General features: G+C 68.0%; 16 protein-coding genes. 11 read left to right on the forward strand and 5 right to left on the reverse strand.

The features are described 5' to 3' along the window. Positions 1-822: 822 nt before the first annotated feature. Positions 823-1,230 carry a hypothetical protein gene (locus AC3ANS_RS16745; protein WP_488292710.1) on the reverse strand — a complete coding sequence of 136 codons (408 nt, stop codon included), beginning with the start codon at positions 1,228-1,230 and terminating at the stop codon, positions 823-825. Positions 1,231-1,545: 315 nt separating this feature from the next. Between AC3ANS_RS16745 and AC3ANS_RS16750 the strand changes: the two genes are divergently transcribed. The 3 genes from AC3ANS_RS16750 to AC3ANS_RS16760 all read left to right on the forward strand — a co-directional run bounded on the left by AC3ANS_RS16750 (position 1,546) and on the right by AC3ANS_RS16760 (position 5,987). After that, positions 1,546-3,078: an RNA-directed DNA polymerase gene (locus AC3ANS_RS16750; RefSeq protein WP_488292711.1), complete on the forward strand. Its 1,533-nt coding sequence runs from the start codon at positions 1,546-1,548 to the stop codon at positions 3,076-3,078. Positions 3,079-3,091: 13 nt separating this feature from the next. Beyond that, on the forward strand, positions 3,092-3,889 hold the full coding sequence (locus AC3ANS_RS16755; protein ID WP_488292712.1) for an SMODS-associated NUDIX domain-containing protein: 798 nt from the start codon (positions 3,092-3,094) through the stop codon (positions 3,887-3,889). A gap of 340 nt (positions 3,890-4,229) precedes the next feature. Then, positions 4,230-5,987 (forward strand): hypothetical protein, encoded by a 1,758-nt coding sequence (locus AC3ANS_RS16760; RefSeq protein ID WP_488292713.1) that lies wholly within the window; start codon positions 4,230-4,232, stop codon positions 5,985-5,987. 120 nt (positions 5,988-6,107) lie between these two features. On the opposite strand, the gene AC3ANS_RS16765 is transcribed toward AC3ANS_RS16760, so the two are convergent. After that, complete coding sequence (locus AC3ANS_RS16765) at positions 6,108-7,199, reverse strand: MrcB family domain-containing protein (RefSeq protein ID WP_488292714.1); 1,092 nt, start codon at positions 7,197-7,199, stop codon at positions 6,108-6,110. Between the two features lie 398 nt (positions 7,200-7,597). Between AC3ANS_RS16765 and AC3ANS_RS16770 the strand changes: the two genes are divergently transcribed. Next, the gene (locus tag AC3ANS_RS16770; RefSeq protein ID WP_488292715.1) at positions 7,598-8,179 is read left to right on the forward strand and encodes a helix-turn-helix transcriptional regulator; all 582 of its coding nucleotides are present in this window, start codon (positions 7,598-7,600) and stop codon (positions 8,177-8,179) included. Positions 8,180-8,208: 29 nt separating this feature from the next. On the opposite strand, the gene AC3ANS_RS16775 is transcribed toward AC3ANS_RS16770, so the two are convergent. After that, on the reverse strand, positions 8,209-8,685 hold the full coding sequence (locus AC3ANS_RS16775; RefSeq protein WP_488292716.1) for a DUF4383 domain-containing protein: 477 nt from the start codon (positions 8,683-8,685) through the stop codon (positions 8,209-8,211). A gap of 137 nt (positions 8,686-8,822) precedes the next feature. On the opposite strand from AC3ANS_RS16775, the gene AC3ANS_RS16780 reads away from it, so the two are divergent. Then, entirely contained in the window at positions 8,823-11,081 is a 2,259-nt protein-coding gene (locus tag AC3ANS_RS16780; protein WP_488292717.1) for a catalase, read from the forward strand. Between the two features lie 75 nt (positions 11,082-11,156). After that, positions 11,157-12,464, forward strand: a complete 1,308-nt coding sequence (melA, locus tag AC3ANS_RS16785; protein WP_488292718.1) for an alpha-galactosidase — start codon at positions 11,157-11,159, stop codon at positions 12,462-12,464. Between the two features lie 6 nt (positions 12,465-12,470). Here the strand turns inward: melA and AC3ANS_RS16790 are convergent, their stop codons facing one another. Together AC3ANS_RS16790 and AC3ANS_RS16795 are read right to left on the reverse strand one after the other, a co-directional pair. Next, positions 12,471-13,283 (reverse strand): DeoR/GlpR family DNA-binding transcription regulator, encoded by an 813-nt coding sequence (locus AC3ANS_RS16790; RefSeq protein ID WP_488296516.1) that lies wholly within the window; start codon positions 13,281-13,283, stop codon positions 12,471-12,473. Between the two features lie 49 nt (positions 13,284-13,332). After that, a complete protein-coding gene (locus AC3ANS_RS16795; RefSeq protein ID WP_488292719.1) occupies positions 13,333-14,088 on the reverse strand; it encodes a DeoR/GlpR family DNA-binding transcription regulator in 756 nt (251 codons plus the stop codon). Between the two features lie 183 nt (positions 14,089-14,271). Between AC3ANS_RS16795 and AC3ANS_RS16800 the strand changes: the two genes are divergently transcribed. Genes AC3ANS_RS16800 through AC3ANS_RS16820 form a run of 5 tightly spaced genes read left to right on the forward strand, consistent with a single transcriptional unit; the run spans position 14,272 to position 19,961 of the window. After that, positions 14,272-15,618, forward strand: coding sequence for an ABC transporter substrate-binding protein (locus AC3ANS_RS16800; RefSeq protein ID WP_488292720.1), 1,347 nt, complete (start codon positions 14,272-14,274; stop codon positions 15,616-15,618). Beyond that, on the forward strand, positions 15,615-16,586 hold the full coding sequence (locus tag AC3ANS_RS16805) for a carbohydrate ABC transporter permease (protein ID WP_488292721.1): 972 nt from the start codon (positions 15,615-15,617) through the stop codon (positions 16,584-16,586). The genes AC3ANS_RS16800 and AC3ANS_RS16805 overlap by 4 nt, the downstream gene beginning before the upstream one ends. Next, positions 16,583-17,413 (forward strand): carbohydrate ABC transporter permease, encoded by an 831-nt coding sequence (locus AC3ANS_RS16810; RefSeq protein ID WP_488292722.1) that lies wholly within the window; start codon positions 16,583-16,585, stop codon positions 17,411-17,413. Before AC3ANS_RS16805 ends, AC3ANS_RS16810 begins: the two co-directional genes overlap by 4 nt. Then, positions 17,410-18,819 carry a D-tagatose-bisphosphate aldolase, class II, non-catalytic subunit gene (locus tag AC3ANS_RS16815; protein WP_488292723.1) on the forward strand — a complete coding sequence of 470 codons (1,410 nt, stop codon included), beginning with the start codon at positions 17,410-17,412 and terminating at the stop codon, positions 18,817-18,819. Before AC3ANS_RS16810 ends, AC3ANS_RS16815 begins: the two co-directional genes overlap by 4 nt. Next, positions 18,816-19,961 (forward strand): SIS domain-containing protein, encoded by a 1,146-nt coding sequence (locus tag AC3ANS_RS16820; protein ID WP_488292724.1) that lies wholly within the window; start codon positions 18,816-18,818, stop codon positions 19,959-19,961. Before AC3ANS_RS16815 ends, AC3ANS_RS16820 begins: the two co-directional genes overlap by 4 nt. The last annotated feature ends 8 nt before the right edge of the window (positions 19,962-19,969 follow it).

The following is a 19,969-nucleotide window of genomic DNA, read 5'->3' on the forward strand; positions in this document are numbered from 1 at the left end:
GCCGGAGTCGGTCCGCCATATGTGAAGCTCGGATCGTTGGTTCGCTACAACGAGGACGAGGTCGTCGACTACGAGGCGGCGCTGACAGTGACGGCGGGTGGTGCCTAGTGCACCGCCGCACCAAAGCCGAGTCCTCCTGGCGTGATGCCCAGTACCCCTGGCTCAAGCTGAGGCGCAGCGCCGCCGGCCGAGCGGCTCAGGATCCCGAGATTAGCGCCGAGTTCCGCATGTGGCTGCTCTCAGTGCAGCGGAGCGGATACGCAAACCACGCGGTGTTCAATCCCGGGGAGCTTGCGGATCTTCTCGAACGGACGAGCAAGTCAACTGGTGAAATCACTCGCTACAACGAGCGGTCCATCCGGAAGATGATTGCCCGGCTGATCCGCGCCGACTTGCTGGCCCCCGGCTCGAACGAACGCTGCGTCGTGCTCCCGATTGACATCGTTGATGGCCCCGAGAGGACTCGGGTCCATTGCCCCGAACATCGTCATCGAATGGCTTGGAGCCGCGGCGGATGGGTCCTTCTGCTTCGAGATGGCCAGGTCGCGTCACCCGACGGCCTGGACCTGCTGCGGCCCTCACAGGGCCGAAAAGCCGCCTAGAACTGCAAACCCTTCTAATAGAAAGAACACCGCTTTGCCTAACATCACCAAGACAGTGGCCCAGGCCCACGAGAGGGCCGTCGTTGAGCGAGAGGCCGCCGAGGCGTCACTTGCCGACGCACACCTGAAGCTCATGGAAGCCCGTGAGACCCATGCGGCCACACTGGCTCGCGCCGAGAGCCAGGCCGTTGACCCGCTTGAGCTGGCGTCAGCTGCGTCTTCAGTCGAGCTCGCACGCAGGTTCGTCGACGGCGCACAGGCCGTTCTGGACGCCGCCCGCGTATCTGAGCAGGAGGCTCTTTGCGAGTTCGTAGCCGAGGATGTCGCTCGCATCGTCCGCCCGAAGGACGTCACGAAGACTGTCGATCAGGCGACCGTCGGCCTGGGGCGAGCGGTCGGTCAGATCTGCCAGGTGGTCAGCGACCGGGACGACTGGTCCGACGATGCCGGCCGACGCCTCCTGGATGCGGGGGTCCCAGTGCGCTGTACCGTCGGCCGTGTTCGGTACGACCATGTCCGCCACCCGTCCGGGCGTCCGATCGGGTCTCACTTCAATGTGATCCTCGACGGCGACCGAATCAGCAATCGCCAGGGCATCGTTGACTCCGAGAATGAGATCGTACGACACCTCAACGAGGCTCTCCGTCACGCGCTGCGGGCACACGGATACGTGCTAGAGGGGCGGGCCCGCAAGGCTTGAGCCGCTTCGTGCCGGCGGCGGAAGCCACAAGCTCCGCCGCCGGCACGCACGCCGGCCCGGCCGCTCGGGGCAGCCCTCGGGCGCCCGCGTACGAGCTTGAGCCCACGATTGTGGATCGAGCGCGGCACCAGAGCAGGCAATGGCAACGAAGTCATCGGAGCCTCTGCGCTCCGGAACTCAAGGTCCTATCGTCTCTAGGGGTCACGAAGGCGGTTGTTCCGGAAGCTTCGAATTTGAGGGGTCATGCCGAAGTCAGGGAGTTCAACGTCGAAAGGTCTGCGTCGCGCGATCCAAAACCTCCGCGCAGAGGAGACCGGCGATTGGTACCGCGACCCATGGCGTTGGCCCGAGTACGACCACATCCTTAAGGGCGGCGACCGCATCATCCGCAATCGCGCACGTAGCCACGGGCCTCCGCGAAGCGTCGCAGAGATCGACGTGCCCAAAGAGAACTTTGGTCTGCGCCCGGCCATGGTGCTGGACCTGGTCGATCGGATCGTCTATCAACTCATGGTTGACCGTGTGAGCGTGGACATCATCGGCGACCTGTCCCCGAATGCCTTCGGGTGGAGACTGCCACCCGAACCGCGAGGCGCGGGCGAATACGCTCGCCAGGCATTCCAGTGGGACCGATATCGTAGGGAGCTCTCTCACTTCGCGGGCATCTTCGACGCCGGATTGAAGACGGATATCGCATCCTGCTTTGCCAGCATCCCTGTCGACGGCGTCGTTCACCAATTGATCGACCGCACCGACGACGTAGTTGCGATCGACAAGCTGGCTCGAATGCTCCACGGCTGGGAGGAGTCGACCTCCCGGAGGGGTCTTCCACAACGCTCGACGGCTTCGGCGGTACTCGCAAACATGTATCTGTCAAGCATTGACCCTGTCCTGTCCGACCATGCAACGGGCACCCTCAGCCCGGGTTTCAGGCGACTACGCAAGACCCGAAGCTGTTGCCGCTGGATGGACGATATGTGGATCTTCAATGACGACGTGGCCGCCTTACGGAAGGCTCAGGTCGCTCTTCAGTCGGAACTCTTGAATTCTCGACTTACTTTAAATACTAGTAAGACAAAGCTGCTGGAAGGAATCGACCTGGTCGAAGCAGCCAGGAAGATTCAACACAGTGCCGTCGATGGTTCTCTTCTGATAAATAAGACCGAACCGCTCGAGACAGTGATAGACCAGATTCTAGATAGCGTCGAGTATGCAGACCGAACCACCGTTCGTTTTGCTGTCAAGCGAATGAGGGATCACGGGGTCTCATATCGCGTAAACGACCTGATCGACGTCGCCCATCGGATGCCCCATGCCGCCGACTCGCTGTCGCGGCTGTTCCGCGACGTTCTTCCTTCATCAGACATACAGGATTGGCTACTTGACTTCGCCTCAAGCGGCTGGAACACGTTCGAATGGGCATTCGCACAGTTCGGAACGTCGGTGCCATCGAGGAGACGCCCGCGAAAGAAGATGGTCCGGCTCTTTGCGGATGCACTCGGAGGCGCAGCAGGGGGTCTGCCTTTGGTCGCGCTCTCCGCCCAACGAATGGCAGTCTGGGAGCCGGACGCGGCCCGGGACATCATCGCCACCCGTATGGCATTCGAGCAGTCGCCGCAGACCATTCGCGTCCTGTCACTCGCTGCCCTGCGAGCGGGCGAGCCTCCGAGACGCGTTCGGAAGTGGCTTGGCGAGTCCGAATCGAACGCGATCACGCTAGAGATGCTTCAGCAACAGGGTTTCGCATCTCCGCCGGTGGCCAGGGACTACAATTGAAAGGTTGCTCTACGTGCGACGCATACTGGTGTGGCTTGCGCTAATCGTTGCCCAGGTCCTGCTCTTGATCTTCGTCCTCGATCCCGATGACGAGGCATTCTGGGCAGTTGTCGGAATCCTAGGAGGAGTTTGTTTTCCCGTCATCGACGTTCTCGCTCATGACTGGTTTCGGTTGCGCGCTCTCTACTACTCCATTACCCGATGTGCTGGCCGGACTCGTCTCTCCATCTCATACCTGTTCAGAATTCAAGTGGATGATCGGTACCTCCTAGTAAAGAGTCAGCGATGGGGACACTTCCAGCCAGTCGGCGGGGTCTACAAGTTCTACGAACCCGGTAGAGCCGAACTCGAACGAATCGGGTATCAGCCAGACGAAGTCGTGAAGCTAGACGACACGAGTCGGCGAGATCTCCGTCTCAGCGTGCCTGGCTGGCGCGTGCTATCGATGGCCAGTTGGTTCACCTCCGGACGCGATCGCGAAATCGGCGGATGGCGCGAGTTTCAAGAGGAACTCATCGCGACTGGAATCTTGCCCGCCACCGACTTTTCATCCATCGACTATCGATGGATACGGCGCCGAAGTTCGAAGATGCGCAAGCCGCATCAGAGCAGGTTCCGTGAGATCCTGATCTCGGACATTTTCGTTCTCATCCCAACGCCAGCTCAGGAATCCGCTCTGAGAAAGCTCCTAAACGATCCGCCCCCCGAAGTGCTTTGGGCGACTGCCGAGCGCATTCGGAGCTGCGGTGCCGAGCCGGGCCGAGACCTAGCCCAGCCGATTGCGGATCACGCCGCTTTGATCCTGACCTAGCAGGCCCATGTCGGTGGTCACGACCACACTCGGGAGCAGCCGCAGTGCCCGAGTCCGAGCAAGCGTTGCTCTACCGGAAACCCGAGTCCCGGTGCTGGCATAGCGTGGCGCGAAGGGAGAGTGCATGAGCAGCTCTGGAGGGGACCATCAGAGGTCCCGGATCACTCTCGCCTTCGACCTGACCACCTGCGCATGCGGGGGACGACGGCCCGTCGGTGTCGCATGTCCGGACTGTCACCGTCTGCCCGGGAAGCACGAAGTAGACGTGGGATGGCAACGCCGCAAGCGCGTTGCCGACCGAGCGCGCAGCGTCCTGTCTCGCAGCCCAGGGTCAGCGAACGTGAACGCGGACGAAGTGGCTACGCATTACCCAGATCTCATGCATTCATTGAGCGAAGTGCTCCCGCAGTTCCTGTCTGGAATGGCAGCAGCAGCTCAGTCCGAGTCCGACCAGGCGCCCACGGTTCTCGACGCATGCGAACGAATCGTTGAAGTCCGCGACAAGCTGAGTCGGGCCGAGCGGCGCCGCCCATGGATCCTGACGGCCCAGCGGACGGAGGCAGCCACCAGATCGTTGATGCAGGTGATGTGGAAGTACCTGGCCGCCTTCTCGGCGCGCACTCCGATCGAGAGCCAAACGCTTGGTCAATCGGCTCAGGCGATCATGGACCAGGCCGGAGACGATATCCAGAGGTTCTCTGAGCTCGTTGACCGCTGGGACTCCATCATCGAGTCTGACGACCTCACGGAAACGCTGGCTCGGATGGCTGAAGAGGCATTCGCAGTGGCCGGCGCGGAGGATCTCGGGGCTCTCGACATGGCGGGTCGCCAGGAGTACGAGCAACTGACCGGTCGCGACCCCGGCGAGGGTATGGGCCCGGTGGTGTTGCTCAGCCGGCAGTGGATTCACCTGCTAGGAGACGAAGATCGCTTCTCCCGGTCTCTGGCAGCCGCCGATCGGCTAGCCGCGGAGCACCGGGATGAGTTCCGAGCGGCGCTCGCACGCCCCGCCGTCCTGAGGGAGGTCCGAAATGGATGGCTCCAGCTTGCGGACATGACTGCCTCGTCGGCCAACATCGTTGCCGACACCGTGAGTCGCCGACAGTCCGTTCGAGCTGCGCTGGCCACTATGCACTCCTTGTTCGAAGGACCGGGCCGACGCTTTGCGATCCTCTTCCTCGAGATCGTCGGGAAGGGCCACTTTGAAACTGCATTGCGGGCCGACGGGGCCGAACAGATCGCGTTGGCACAACAAGACCGCCGTCTACGGCAAATCTTCTACGGCCTTGACCGATCCATCCGCATCGCATTCGCCCATCAGAGCTATCGAGTCGACGATGAGTCTGTCGTCTTGAATGCCAGGAACGGCGACATAACTCTGACGGATGACGAGATCCTCGACCACCTCCTCGCGGCTAATGAGTGCCTAACGGCGGCAGGGTTGGCGCTGGTGGTAGCAGCCAACGACGTTGGGACCGAGATCGTCGGATCGGAGTATCTCGATGCCCTCGGGATCGGAATCGACGCTCTCGCCGGCGTGCTTCTCGGCTTCGCGGGTGCAACCGACGTGACCGTAGAACAATCTTCAGAGACGGCGCTGGTGACCTTCTCCGCTCAGAGATTCACCTCGGCGCACCTTGCGGCGCTTGCCCATTTGTTTGTTGGCCGCTCATGGCTGCAAGTATCGATACGCATCGCGAGTAGTGACCGCCGGGAGGACTGGCTGATCGACCTCGATGCCGTTCGTGCCCAGCATGGTCTCGACGGCGCCGCAAGGCAGATGGCGTTCATGACGGCCCTCTCACGTATGGAGCGAGACGGCGCCCCTGTGCTACCGAGAGGACTCATGGCACATTGGATTGCAGGCAGAGCGATCGCTGCACTTGAAGCGGGATATCCCGCCGGGGTTGCAGAGCTGCGTCCTCTCCGGAGTCTTGCTGTCGCCGAAGGGGTCCCTGGGTTGGGCGAGACTCTGAGCGCCATGATGCGGCTTCTGCGCCTGGGAGCCCAGGGGCACGCGACATCTGAGGACCGCTCCGCCGTCGATGCAATCTCGGCATTCATCCTCACTGACCCACCCGACCTTCCGATTCTGTGAGGCGCGAGGGCCCTACCGAGGGTCAAAACCGTGGCGGATGGCCGGGTGCTATGGACCACCGGTCGCTGAGCAAGCGCGCAGCGGGTCACACCCCCACCCAGGGGCCTCGTGGCGCCGTTGTCAGCTCAGTAGCGCCAGTGCTGCGGGCGTGCCCGACCACCGGCCGCGATCGCGACAGACGTAGTCGATATCGAGTGACCCAAGCAAAGCTCCAAACGCCTCACCTATCGGCGCGTTGAACAACGCAAGCATGCGCGGGTCAGGGAGCCCCCGCTCCCGGTAGTAGAAGTGTCGATAGGCGACGAGCTGGCCTATCGCGTCCCTGACCGCGGGTTCGGCATTCGGGCCGACCGTCTTCGCCTCGACGAGCCAGTGGTCGGGCCCATCATCAACGGTGAGGTCGCGGGGATGGACGTTCGTCGCGACCGTACGGCCACAGGCGATTGCGCTCGTTCCGAACGCTTCGATCAGCGCCTCGTGGCTCCGAGTTCGACGCTGCGCAGCCGCGCTGACGTTGGCTGTGTAGTCGGTCGAGTCCTTCGGCTTGAAAACAGGCTCTGCGTGAACCACCGGGTGTCCTGACGCGGCACGCGCCCGCGTCCGCACCTGTTGATCTGCCGCGAGCTCAGTCTTGAGCTCAACGCAGACCCGATACAGATCCGCGAAGTGGGCCAGGTCGTCGGCCAGTTTGTCAGAGCCAGGCAGTGACGCAGTCGAATACTCGATCGCCGCTATCGAACCGGCCTCGTAACCCTCTGGGAGGAAGGTGGCTGCACCGAGGTCAATGTCCCCGACGGTTCCGGCCAGAAGCGTGGGGTCTACCCGGCTGCGAAGCAAAGTAGTTTCGGACGAAATCTCCGCAAGCGCGGCTCGCTCTGCGGCCCTCCCGTGCAGCCCTTGAGCCTCGGCGTTACGTCGATGCTGGGTTGCGCCCTGGTTCATCGATAGATACACACGCCGGACACTCCGGTCGAAGAGGTAGACGAGATACAGACCGTCCGTCGCAGTAGTCGTGACGTCGGGATCCAATAGTGCGATCCATGGGACCAGCGGAAGACTCTGACCACTGCCGCTCACGCGGCATCGTAGGCCGAGAGGGAACTGAGCGATTTCCCCGCGTGGGACCTGCCAGAGATGCTGCTGCGCCGGCTGTTGCTTCCCGGCTGTATGCACGTATCCAACCACTCCTGCGAGCGCGTCTCGGAGGTCCACAGGCTCACCCTAGTGATTGCGAGGCACGCCGGAGGGGCCGACGTGCATCAGCAGCGACTCCACGAGCTGACGCACGAGGTAGCAGCGGGAAGCTCCCCGTCTATCCCCCGAATTGGGCTATAACGGAGGGGTACGCCAGGTACCCGATCACCTGTTGTTCCCGCCCACCCAGCGAGCGTGGGGGAGAGCAGGGATCCCCCAGTATCGAGCGGCTTCTACTCAGCGGGTTCGCGGTTCGAGTCCGCGATGGCGTACCACCAAGTTGCATGAACAGGTCAGCGGCCCCTCGGGGCCACTGACCTGTTTCAGTTTCTCGGACTCCTGGCGGCGGGGCCTTTCACCCTTTCGGGCGTACCGCCACGATGGCGACGAAACTCCCGTGACGCCACGATGTGCGAGTGCGTGCAGAACCGACCCGCGTGGGCATCGTGAGCCACCAAGAGGTGCTCGGCAAGGGCCTGGGGGCGATGCTGGCCGAGCACCCCGACCGGGTGACGGTCGTGAGCCAGGGCAAGGCGGCACAGGTGATCCTGTACGACGTCTTCGGCGTGCACCGCAACCAGGGCGAGGACCTCGAGCCGCTGCGCCGGGACACCACCGCGATCATCCTGGCCGTGAGCCGCGACCTGCGTCCCGACCTGCGCGCCCGGGCCCTGGCCGCGGGCGCCCATGGCTGGGTCTCGATGAGCGTGACCGCCCTCGAGCTGGTGGAGGCCGTGGAGGCTGCGGCGGCGGGAGACGGGCTCACGGAGCCGGGTGACCGCCTCGGACACGACGTCGGCCTGACCCCGCGCGAGGTGGAGGTGCTGGCGCTGATCACCCAGGGGATGAGCAACCAGGAGATCGCCGACCGCCTCTACCTCTCGATCAACTCCGTGAAGACCTACATCCGCTCGGCGTACGGCAAGATCGGTGCGACCTCACGCAGCCGGGCCGTCGCCTGGTGCCTGCTGAACGGGTTCGCTCCCGCAGACTCCTGACGACGGCCCACACCCGGGGGCAGCCCGGGTCACATCGGCGACTGGCTCCCGATGTCCCCGCGCACGGCGCGCAGGGCAGCCACCCCGAGGGCGACCATCGCGAGGCCCAGGATCAGGTGCAGCCAGTTGTCGGCGCTGTCGACAGGCACGAAGTTGGCGTTGCTGTGCCGGTCGACGACCAGCCCGTACAGCCAGAGCACGAGGTAGACGACGCCGCCACCGATGAGGTAGCGCACCGCATTCATCCCCGAGCGCGCCAGCGCGAGGCCGGCGACGCCGAACAACAGGTGCACGATGTTGTGCAGCACGGACACGTCGAAGATCCCGAGCAGCTGCGCGCCGCTCTCGTGGCCGGCGAACGTCATGTCGCCGTAGTGGCTCGTGATGCCCGGCACGAAGCCGAGCACGCCGACCAGCAGGAAGACCGCGCCGACGGCGGCTGCGGCCGTCCGGGCGGACTTCTCGGATGCGCGCGGGCCAGCCGGCCCGCGGGTAGTGGCTTCCATGGTGACTCCTTGCGGCGTGGTGATGTGACGGGTCCCGGTAGCCACCACGCCCCGGACCGAACCCCCTCCTTTCGGTGGGGTGTCGATCCGCGAGGTCGGGGTACCCCGCCCGGACACAGTCGTCCCGGGGAGGTCACATGGATCCGAAGCAGCTCGCAAAGGAAGCATTCGAGAAGGTCGCCGAGGTCGCGGCCAAGGCAGCTCAGCTCACCGAGCCACCTGTCCCCGGTGCGCCGGCCAGCGCACCGCCTGCCCTCGAGGAGCCCACCGAGCCCCACGAGCCCCTGCCGCGCACGCCGGACCAGGCCGCCCCGGAGGTGCGCACGGCCACGGGCGCCGACACCGGCGCCGACCCGGCGGTCCGCGCCCAGCAGGGCGCCTACCTGACCACCTCGCAGGGTGCCCGGGTGCGCGACACCGACCACTCGCTCAAGGCAGGCGAGCGCGGGCCGACGCTCCTGCAGGACCATCACCTCCGGGAGAAGATCACCCACTTCGACCACGAGCGGATCCCCGAGCGAGTCGTCCACGCCCGCGGCGCGGGCGCCCACGGAGTGTTCGTGGGCTACGGCACCGCCGACACCATCACCCGGGCGGCGTTCCTCGCCAAGGACGTCGAGACCCCGGTGTTCGTGCGGTTCTCGACCGTGCTCGGCTCCCGAGGCTCGGCCGACACCGTGCGGGACACGCGTGGTTTCGCGACGAAGTTCTACACCGAGGAGGGCACCTTCGACCTCGTCGGCAACAACATGCCGGTGTTCTTCATCCAGGACGGCATCAAGTTCCCCGACGTCGTGCACGCCGCGAAGCCCCATCCCGACCGGGAGATCCCCCAGGCCCAGAGCGCCCACGACACGTTCTGGGACTTCGTCTCGCTGCACACCGAGGCCCAGCACCACACGATGTGGAACATGTCCGACCGGGGCATCCCCCGCTCCTACCGGATGATGGAGGGCTTCGGCGTCCACACGTTCCGGTGCGTCGACGAGGCCGGGCAGACGTCGTTGGTGAAGTTCCACTGGAAGCCGCGTCTGGGGGTTCACTCCCTGACCTGGGAGGAGGCCCAGCTCCTCGGCGGCATCGACCCCGACTTCCACCGCCGGGACCTGTACGACGCGATCGAGGCCGGTGCCTACCCTGCCTGGGAGCTCGGGGTGCAGGTGTTCCCGGACACCGACGACCAGATGTTCGACGGCATCGACCTCCTCGACCCGACCAAGATCATCCCGGAGGAGCTCGCGCCGGTGCAGGCGGTCGGACTGATGGTGCTCACCGGCAACCCCACCAACTTCTTCGCCGAGACCGAGCAGGTCGCGTTCCACGTCGGCCACCTGGTCCCGGGCATCGACGTCACCGACGACCCGCTGATGCAGGCCCGGCTGTTCTCCTACCTCGACACCCAGCTGACCCGCCTCGGTGGCCCCAACTTCTCGCAGATCCCGATCAACCGTCCGCACGCACCGGTCAACGACATGCTGCGCGACGGCTTCCACCAGCACGCCGACCACGTGGGCGTGGCACCGTACCGTCCCAACTCCCTCGACGGCGGCTGCCCGTTCCACGCCGGGGCGGACGGGCCGGCGCTCGAGGACCTGGCCGTGCGCGTGCCGGAGGCGACGAAGGTGCGGGCCAACCCGGCGTCGTACGACGACCACTACAGCCAGGTGCGGCAGTTCTGGCTGAGCATGTCGCCCACGGAACGTGAGCACATCATCCGGGCCTACACCTTCGAGCTCGGCAAGTGTTACGAGCAGACGATCAAGGAGCGTCAGCTGCAGTGCCTGGCCAACATCGACCCGGTGCTGTGCGCCGAGGTCGCCACCGGCCTGGGGCTGCCCGCACCCGAGCCGACGATCCCCCTGGTCGACGCCGAGCCCAGTCCCGCGCTCTCCCAGGTGGGCGAGGCGTGGCCGCCCGATGGTCGGATGGTCGGCATCGTGGTCGATCCCGACGGCGACCTCGACGGGGTCGACGGGCTGCGCGAGCAGGTCTTCGCGGCGGGGATGGTGCCGCTGCTGATCGCTCCGCACGGCGGGACCGTGGGCGAGATGGCCGTCCAGCGCACGTACGCGACCGTCCGCTCGGTCGAGCTCGACGTGCTGTTGCTCGCCGGTTCGCCGGCACCGGCGCCGGACGCCCTGCCGGCGCGCGATGCGAAGGCAGGTGCGGCCGCGACGGCCACGCTCGACCCGCGCGTGGTGCTGCTGCTCGAGGAGTGCTTCCGCCACGCGAAGGTCATCGGGGCCTGGGGCGCCGGCACCACGGCGCTCGACGTCGCGGGGTGCGCGGGCGGCCCCGGGGTCGTGCCGGGCGACTCCGCGGTGGAGGTGTTCGCCGCCGTCCAGGAGCAGCTGGCCTTCCACCGGGTGTGGGAGCGGTTCGCCACGACGACCTGATCGATTCTGCGCAGATGCGCAGAATCGATCTGATCACTATTGATCGCTTTCTGCGCGATCTGTCATACTCCGCTCATGACCAGGATCGTCTTCATCGGTGCCGGCTCGGCGGTCTTCACTCGTCAACTGCTCCGTGACCTACTGACCTTCGAGGACCTGCCCGACCTCGAGCTCGTGCTCCACGACGTCGACCCCGACCGGCTGCGGCTGGCCGAGTGGGTGGCGCACGCGACCGTGCGCCACCACGGGCACCCGGCCACGATCCTGGCGACCGAGGACCGCCGGCGGGCGCTGGCGGGCGCCGACTTCGTCATCAACACGGTGAACGTCGGCGGCCACGCCGCGACGGTGACCGACTTCGACGTGCCGGAGTCCTTCGGCCTGCGCCAGACCATCGGTGACACCCTGGGCGTCGGCGGCGTGTTCCGGGCGCTGCGCACGTTCCCGTTCCTCGACACGCTGGCCACCGAGATGAGCGAGCTCGCCCCGGACGCCTGGCTGCTCAACTACACCAACCCGATGGCGATGAACATCGGCTATCTCGCCCGGCGCCATCCCGGCCTCCGCGCGCTCGGGCTGTGCCACTCGGTGTACTGGACGGTCCACGACCTCTCCCGGCTCATCGGCGTCCCGCTCGATGAGGTCTCCTTCCGCAGCGCCGGCGTCAACCACCAGGCCTGGGTGCTCGACTGGAGGCGCGGCGAGGAGGACCTCTACCCGCTGCTCGACCGGGCCATCGAGGCCGACCCGGAGCTGCGCCGGCGGGTGCGCGTCGACATGTACCGGCGCCTGGGCTACTACCCCACCGAGACCAGCGAGCACTCCTCGGAGTACGTCGCGTGGTACCTCCACGACGACGCCGAGGTCGAGCGGCTGCGCATCCCGCTGCGCGACTACGTCGGCATCAGCGCCGCCAACGCCGACGAGGTCGCCGGACTCATCCGCGGTGGCCCGGAGGCGCCGTACGTCGAGCCGGACGAGCAGGCCGCGGAGTACGCCCCGCAGGTCATCCACAGCCTGGTGACCGGCACCCGCCGCGAGATCCAGGCCACGGTGCCCAACCACGGGTTGATCGACAACCTGCCCGCCGGCGCGCCGGTGGAGGCACCCGTCGTCATCGGGCCGGACGTGCGGCCGACGCCGGTGGGCGAGCTCCCGCCGCAGTGCGCGGCGTTGAACTCCGCGTTCCTCCAGGTCGTCGAGCTCACGGTGCGTGCAGCGGTCGAGGAGCGGCCCGAGCTCGTGCGACAGGCGCTGATGGTCGACCCCAACACCGCCGCCACCCTGGACGTCCAGCGGATCTGGGACCTCGCGGACGCGATGGTCGCCGCGCACGGCGAGCTGCTGCCCGCCTCGCTGCGGGTCGCCGTACCGCTTCGCTAGGGCCGGTCAGACGGACACGACGGTGACGGTGACCCCGGCCTCGCGGAGCGCATGCACCTCCGCGGGGTCGGCACCGTCGTCGGTGATGACCTCGTCGACGGCGTCGAGGCCGCAGATGCGCGCGAACGCGGCGCGGCCGAGCTTGGTGGAGTCCGCGACGACCACCACGGTCGCGGCACGCTGGAGCAGCACCAGGTTGGTCTTGGCCTCGACCTCGTCGTGGGTGGTGAGGCCGGCGTCGGCGCTCAGCCCGTCGACACCCACGAAGGAGACGTCGAGGTGTACCTCGGCCAGCGTGCGCTCGGCCAACGGCCCGCACAGCTCGTAGGACCGGTCGCGGGCGACACCGCCGGTGACCACCAGCTTGACCGTGGGCCGGACCACGACCTCGGAGGCGATGTTGAGCGCGTTGGTGACGATCGTGACCTCGCCGCCGGCGCTCAGCGCCCGGGCGACCTCCGTGGTGGTGGTGCCGCCGGTGAGTCCGACGATCGCCCGCTCGCCCGGCACGCGGGCGACCGCCTGCGCGGCGATCGCGCGCTTCTGCTCGATCCGCGCGGCCGAGCGGTAGCGCAGCGGCAGCTCGTAGCTCACGCTCGGCGCGCCCACGGCGCCACCGTGCGTGCGCACCAGCAGCCGGCGTTGCTCGAGGAGCTCGAGGTCGCGGCGTACGGATGCCGACGACACCGACAGCTCGGCCACCAGCTCCGCCACGGTGACCTCGCGGCCGTCCGCGAGCAGCGCGATCACGTGCTCGAGCCGCTCCTGGCGCCGGACTCTCCGCTCGGTGCCGGACGGTCCATCCTCGCGCGACGCCATCACGCGCACAGGTTCACAGCAATGCCCCGGACGCGCAACACGATCCCGGTCACGCGAGCAGGACCCGGAGCCCCGCGTGCTCGAGCGCGGCGACCTGCTCGGGGTCGGCCGCGGAGTCGGTGACCAGGTCGGTGAGCTCGTCCAGCGCGGCGATCCTCGCGAACGTCACCACGCCCAGCTTGCTGGAGTCGGCGATGACGACCCGGCGACGCGCCTGGCGCAGGAAGGCCCGGTCCGTCTGGGCCTCCATCTCGTCGAACGTCGTGCACCCGGCGTCGACCGTGAGTCCGTCGACCCCGACGAAGACCACGTCGAGGTGGTAGCGCGACAGCATCTCCTCCGCAGCCGGGCCGACCGCCTCGAGCGAGCCGCGCACGATGCCCCCGACCGAGATCAGGTTCAGCTCCGGGCGCCCCGCCAGCTGGGCGGCCACGTCGACGGCGTTGGTGACCACGGTCAGGCCGCGGCGTCCCGCCAGCTCCCTGGCGAGCTCCAGCGAGGTCGTGCCTCCGGACATCCCGACGACGGCTCCGTCCTCGACCAGGTGCGCGGCGGCCTGCCCGATGTGCCGCTTCTCCTGCTGCATCCGGGCCGCCTTGAGCCGCGCGGGCATCTCCTCGCCCGCCTCCCGGGCCAGGGCCCCGCCGTGCGTGCGGACCAGGAGCCGGTCTCGGGTCAGGGTCTGCAGGTCGCGGCGGACGGTGGCCTCGGACACGTCGAGCTGGCCCGCCAGGGCGGCCACGGCCGCGGAGCCGTCCTCGGCGACCCGGTCGAGGATCCAGTTCAGTCGTTCAGCCTTGCGCACCCGATCACCTTACCCTGCGCGAGCGCGCATCAGGATGCCAGACGCACGCTCAGCGAGAGCCAATCTTCGCGGATCCAGGCATTTTCTTCCCAGATCATTGCGCGAGTGCGCACAAGTGTGCAGACTGTTGCGCACATTCAGTCATCCGCGCCGGGGGTGGACCCGGCCGGCGGAGGAGGCACGATGACCAGCAGCACCCACCCAGCCCGGCGCCGGTCTGTGGCGCGCATCAGGACCGCCCAGGTCGCGGTCGGCCTCGCCGCCCTCGCGACCGTCGCGGCCTGCGGCTCCGACAACGCCGGCGGCTCGACCAAGACCACCGACGTCACGATCACGGTCGCGCTCAACTCCGAGCCGCCCCCGCAGGCCTCCCTCGACGCGTTCGAGAAGGAGACCGGCATCACCGTCAAGTGGGTCAACATCGACTGGGACAGCCTCCAGACGAAGATCTCGGCGGCCGCCACGGCGAACACCTACTTCGCCGACGCCACCGACGTCGACTGGTCGCGGGTCGGCCAGCTCGGCAAGCTCAAGTGGTTCTACCCGATGGACGACTACATGGACACCAAGGCCCTGGAGTCCGACATGCCGCAGCTGGCGTCGTTCACCAGCGACGGCCACGTCGTCGGGATCCCCTACGACGCCTCGTTCATGGTGACGACGGTCAACACCGACCTGTACAAGAAGGCCGGCGCCGACCCGAACCCCACGACGATGGACGACTACACGGCGGGCCTGCAGAAGATCAAGGACGCCGGGGTCGTGAAGTACCCCCTCAACATCCCGTTCGCCGCGGCCGAGGGGCTCTCGACGTACTGGTACGAGGCGACCGAGGCGTTCGGCGGGACGATCCTCGACGAGTCGGGCAAGCCGCAGTTCACCTCGCCCGACTCCGCCGGCTACCGCGCCGCGCAGTGGATGGTCGACGCGATGACCTCCGGCCTCGTGCCGCCGGGCAACATCAACGTCGCCGACAGCCAGGGCCAGCAGACCCTGATGGCCAAGGGCCAGTCCGCGAGCACGTTCTCCGACTACTCCGGCACCGTCGGCAGCCTCTACAACATCCCGGCGTCGTCGACGGTCGTGGACCAGGTGACGTACCTCGCCACGCCCGGGACCGACGGGCCGGCGGCCAACCTGTCGAACCCCGACGGCATCGGCATCCCCAAGCAGGCGAAGTACCCCGACGCCGCCGCGAAGTTCATCGAGTGGTTCACCGATCCCGCCCAGCAGGTGGACTTCGCCGGCGTGAACGGCCCCGACAAGGCGCTCCCGGCGTACGCCATGCCCTCCCACCTCTCGGCGGTGAAGGAGATGACCGCGAAGGGCGACCTGGTCGGCGGCGAGATCCTCGCCACGATGCTGCAGAGCTCCAAGCCGGTCTTCGAGGGCGGCGCACCCGCGTGGTACCCGAAGTTCTCCAACGCCGTCTACACCAACCTGCACGCCGCGGCGACGGGCTCGATGTCCGTGGCGGATGCGATCGCCGCGATCGCCGACACGGCTGACCAGCTCGCCAACGAGTCGTGAGCCACCAGGCCCCGCTGATGGAGTCGCCGGAGGTCGACCTCGCTGCCACGCCGGCAGCGGGTGACGGCCTCCGGCGACGCCGGCGCCGGCTCGTGGGGCGCCGTGGCGAGAGCTGGGTGCCGTACGTGCTCGTCGCCCCGGTCGCCCTGTTCATCCTGCTGCTCGCCATCGGCCCGGCGCTCTTCACGGTCGTCGAGTCGTTCTTCCGGGTCGACGCGCTCGACCCGCCGACCCGCTTCGACGGGCTCGGCAACTTCCGGCGGCTGCTCGACGACCCCGCCGTACGCACCAGCATCAGCAACACCGCGATCTACGTCGTGGTCGGGACCCTCGCCTCGACGCTGCTCGGCATCGCGGCCGCGATCGTGCTGCAGCGGCCCTTCCGTGGCCGGAGCCTGGTGATCGCCGTGCTGATCCTGCCGTGGGCCCTGCCCGGCGTGGTCGAGGGCATCTTGTGGACAGGCATCTTCGACCCGAACGCCGGCCTGATCAACGCGCTCGCCCAGACCCTGCACCTCGGCAGCGGCGACGCCGTGCTGCTCGGGCAGGACCGCATCCAGACGATCGCACTGATCGAGCTGGTGCAGGTCTGGCAGATCATGCCGTTGTCCGCGCTGCTGATACTCGCCGGCCTGCAGGTCATCCCCGGCGAGCTCTACGAGGCCGCCCAGATCGACGGGTGCGGGTCCTGGGGCGCGTTCCGCCGGATCACGCTGCCGCTGATCCGCCCGGCGGTCGCCGTGGCCATGGTCCAGTCGGTGATCGCGACGCTCAACGTCTTCGACCAGCCCTACGTCCTCAACGGCGCCTCGCGCACCGCCTCCTCGGTGATGATGCAGACCTACTTCGTCAGCTTCCAGGACCTCGACTTCGGCGAGGGCTACGCCCTCTCGCTCCTGGTCACGATCGTCACCCTGGTCGTCTCGCTCGCCGTGGTCACCGGGATCTACCGGAAGGTCGAGCTGTGAAGAGCCGTCGCCTCCAGGCCTTCGGGGTCCTGCTCATCCTCGTGTGGTCGCTGGTCCCGATCTACTGGGCGCTGCGCACGAGCTTCCAGACCGAGGCCGACGCCCGGGCCACGCCGGTGCAGTACGCCCCGACGCACCCGACGCTCGCGAACTACCGCGCCCTCCTCACCGGCGACGGCGAGGTGCCCGGCCAGATCCGGCGGGCGGCTCTCAACATCGTGATCGAGTGCTCGGCGGCCACCGTGGTCACCGTCGTGCTCGCCACGCTGGCGGCCTACGCCTTCGCCCGGATGAGCTTCCACGGCAGCCGGATCCTGTTCTACGCGGTGCTCGCCACGATGGCGCTCCCGGCGTACGCGACGCTGATCCCGCTGTACCGGATCATGAGCACCTTCGGCCTGGTCAACACCTACTCCGGCCTCGTGCTGGTCTACGTATCCGGCTTCGTGCCACTGGCCACCTGGGTCCTGCACAACTACTTCGCCAGCCTGCCGACCAGCCTCGAGGAGGCAGGCCTCGTCGACGGTGCGCACCGGCTCCAGGTGCTGTGGCACATCATGCTGCCGCTGGCCCGGCCGGGGATCATCTCGACGGCGATCATCACGTTCCTGTTCGCCTGGGCACAGTTCCTGTTCCCCCTGGTGCTCTCCAGCGATCTCTCGACCCAGCCGCTGACCGTGGTCATCGCATCGCTGCAGGGCCGGCACGTCGTGCCCACGACCCTGCTCAGCGCCGCCGGGATGCTCGCGATCGCCGTACCCGCCGCGATCGCCCTCGCCTTCAGCCGCTACATCGTCAACGGACTACTCGCAGGCAGTGTGAAATGAACCCCCTCCCGCACCTCTCCCCCGCCACGGCCGCCGACCACGGCACCTCCGCCGGCCCCCTGCTCGACCTGCTGCGCCGTCATCGGCGTGGCGCACCGGTCGGCGTCACCGCCGTCTGCTCCGCGCACCCCCTGGTGCTGCGCGCGGCCGCGGAGCAGGCCGCCGAGGACGGCTCGGTGCTGCTGGTCGAGGCCACCAGCAACCAGGTCGACCAGTTCGGTGGCTACACCGGGATGCTGCCGGCGCAGTTCCGCGACCTCGTGCTCGAGATCGCGGCCGCAGCCGGCCTCGACGCCGGCGACGTGGTCCTCGGCGGCGACCACCTGGGACCCCAGGTGTGGCGGCAGGAGGGCGGCGACGCGGCCATGGCGAAGGCCGAGGACCTGGTCCGCGCGTACGTCGCTGCCGGCTACACCAAGATCCACCTCGACTGCTCGATGTCCTGCGCCGGTGACGAGACCCCTCTGACCGACGAGGTGGTCGCTCACCGGGCCGCACGCCTCGCGCGGGTCGCCGAGGACACCGCCCAGGCCCTGGGCGCGGCCTCGCTTCCGGTCTACGTGATCGGCACGGAGGTCCCGGTCCCCGGCGGCGCCCACGAGCAGATCGACAGCCTGACCCCGACCTCGCTCGAGGCCGCCCGCGCCACGCTCGCCGCCCACCGCGACGCCTTCGCGGAGGCCGGGGTGGCCGACTGCTGGTCGCGTGTGGTCGGGCTGGTCGTCCAGCCGGGCGTGGAGTTCGACGCGCACGCGGTGTTCGACTACGAGCCCGACCGGACCACGAGCCTGCGCCAGGTGGTCGACGACGACCAGTCCCCGCCTGCCCTGGTGCTGGAGGCGCACTCCACCGACTACCAGACCCCGGAACGCCTCGCGGCACTCGTCGCGGACCACTGGGCGATCCTCAAGGTCGGCCCCGGCCTGACGTTCGCGCTCCGCGAGGCGCTGTTCGCGCTGGCTGCGATCGAGGACGAGCTGGTCCCCGCCGGGCGTCGCTCCGGCCTCGTCGAGGTCGTCGCCCGGGCCATGGAGGCCGACCCGCACTGGTGGGCCGGCTACTACGAGGGCGACGCCACCGAGGTGCGGATCGCGCGCACGTACAGCTACTCCGACCGGATGCGCTACTACTGGGCGACCCCCGAGGTGACGGCGGCCACCGACCGGCTGCTGGCCAACCTCGACGGGGTCACGGTGCCGCTGACGATGGTCAGCGCGCACCTGCCCACCCAGTACACCCGGGTGCGGACCGGCGAGATCGCCTCCGACCCGCGCAGCCTGGCGGTCGACCGCGTGCGCGACGTACTGCGCGGCTATGCCCTCGCCTGCAGCGATTCCTCCCCCTCGTCCCGCCGTGAAGATCTCGGGTCGACGGGCGATTCCGTCGAGAACAGGAGCCACCAGTGAACCTCGAAGCCGTCACCGTGACGAGCGGGACGACCGACTCGGCCACCGCGCGGGAGATCGCCCAGCAACCCCAGGTGTGGGCCGACGTCTGCGCGAGGATCGATGAGCACGAGCCGGCCATCCGGGCGTTCCTCGACCCGCTCCTGGAGCGGCCCGACCTCGGCATCGTCCTCACCGGCGCGGGTAGCTCCGCGTTCATCGGCGAGGCGTTGCAGCCCTCACTGACCCGCGCGCTCGGCCGACGCGTCGACGCGGTCGCCACCACCGACATCGTGTCCGGACCCGACCTGGTCTTCGCCGAGCGGATGCCCACGCTGTTGATCTCGTTCGCCCGCTCCGGGGAGAGCCCCGAGAGCACGGCCGCCACCGCGCTGGCCGACCAGCTGCTCCCCGACGCCCACCACCTGGTGGTCACCTGCGACACCGACGGGGCGCTCGCGCGTCAGCACCGGGGCCGCGAGGACTCGCTGGTGCTGGCCATGCCCGAGGCCGCCAACGACCGGGGCTTCGCGATGACCTCGAGCTTCACCTCGATGATGCTCGCGACCTGGCTGGCGATCGCGGTCCCGGCCGCGGAGCGCCGCGAGCACGGCGCCCGGCTCGGGGCTGCCGCGGCGCAGCTGCTCGCGGACGCCGACGGCATCGACGACCTCGTCGCCCGCTCCTACCAGCGGGTCGTCTACCTCGGCAGCGGGTCGTTGCGCGGCATCGCCCGGGAGTCCTCGCTGAAGATGCTCGAGCTCACCGCCGGCCAGGTCGCCGCGTCGTACGACACCTCGCTGGGCTTCCGGCACGGGCCCAAGGCGTTCCTCGACGACCAGAGCCTGGCCGTGGTGTACCTCTCGAACAACCCCTACACCCGGGGATACGACGAGGACATCGTCACCGAGCTGCGCGCGACCGTCGGCGCGGAGCACGTCTTCGTGGTCTCGGCCGCCGGGCCGGTGTCCGGACCGGGGTTCGCGTTCACCGGCCTCGACGGCCTCGACGACTGCCTGGTCGGCCTCCCGTTCGTGATCGTCGGCCAGCTGCTCGGGCTGGGCAGCTCCGTCGCGCTCGGCCTGACCCCCGACAACCCGTTCCCGGACGGCGAGGTGAACCGCGTCGTCCAGGGCGTCACCGTGCACGCGTTCCCGGCCTGACGCTGCCA

The organism is Nocardia sp. 149-1B, assembly GCF_057747975.1.

Excerpts from the sequence above, each read along its gene's own strand:
- AC3ANS_RS16800 (WP_488292720.1), top strand. The coding sequence starts at position 14,272 with ATGACCAGCAGCACCCACCCAGCCCGGCGCCGGTCTGTGGCGCGCATC.
- AC3ANS_RS16815 (WP_488292723.1), top strand. The coding sequence starts at position 17,410 with ATGAACCCCCTCCCGCACCTCTCCCCCGCCACGGCCGCCGACCACGGC.
- AC3ANS_RS16775 (WP_488292716.1), bottom strand. The coding sequence starts at position 8,685 with ATGGAAGCCACTACCCGCGGGCCGGCTGGCCCGCGCGCATCCGAGAAG.
- melA (WP_488292718.1), top strand. The coding sequence starts at position 11,157 with ATGACCAGGATCGTCTTCATCGGTGCCGGCTCGGCGGTCTTCACTCGT.
- AC3ANS_RS16790 (WP_488296516.1), bottom strand. The coding sequence starts at position 13,283 with ATGGCGTCGCGCGAGGATGGACCGTCCGGCACCGAGCGGAGAGTCCGG.
- AC3ANS_RS16750 (WP_488292711.1), top strand. The coding sequence starts at position 1,546 with ATGCCGAAGTCAGGGAGTTCAACGTCGAAAGGTCTGCGTCGCGCGATC.
- AC3ANS_RS16780 (WP_488292717.1), top strand. The coding sequence starts at position 8,823 with ATGGATCCGAAGCAGCTCGCAAAGGAAGCATTCGAGAAGGTCGCCGAG.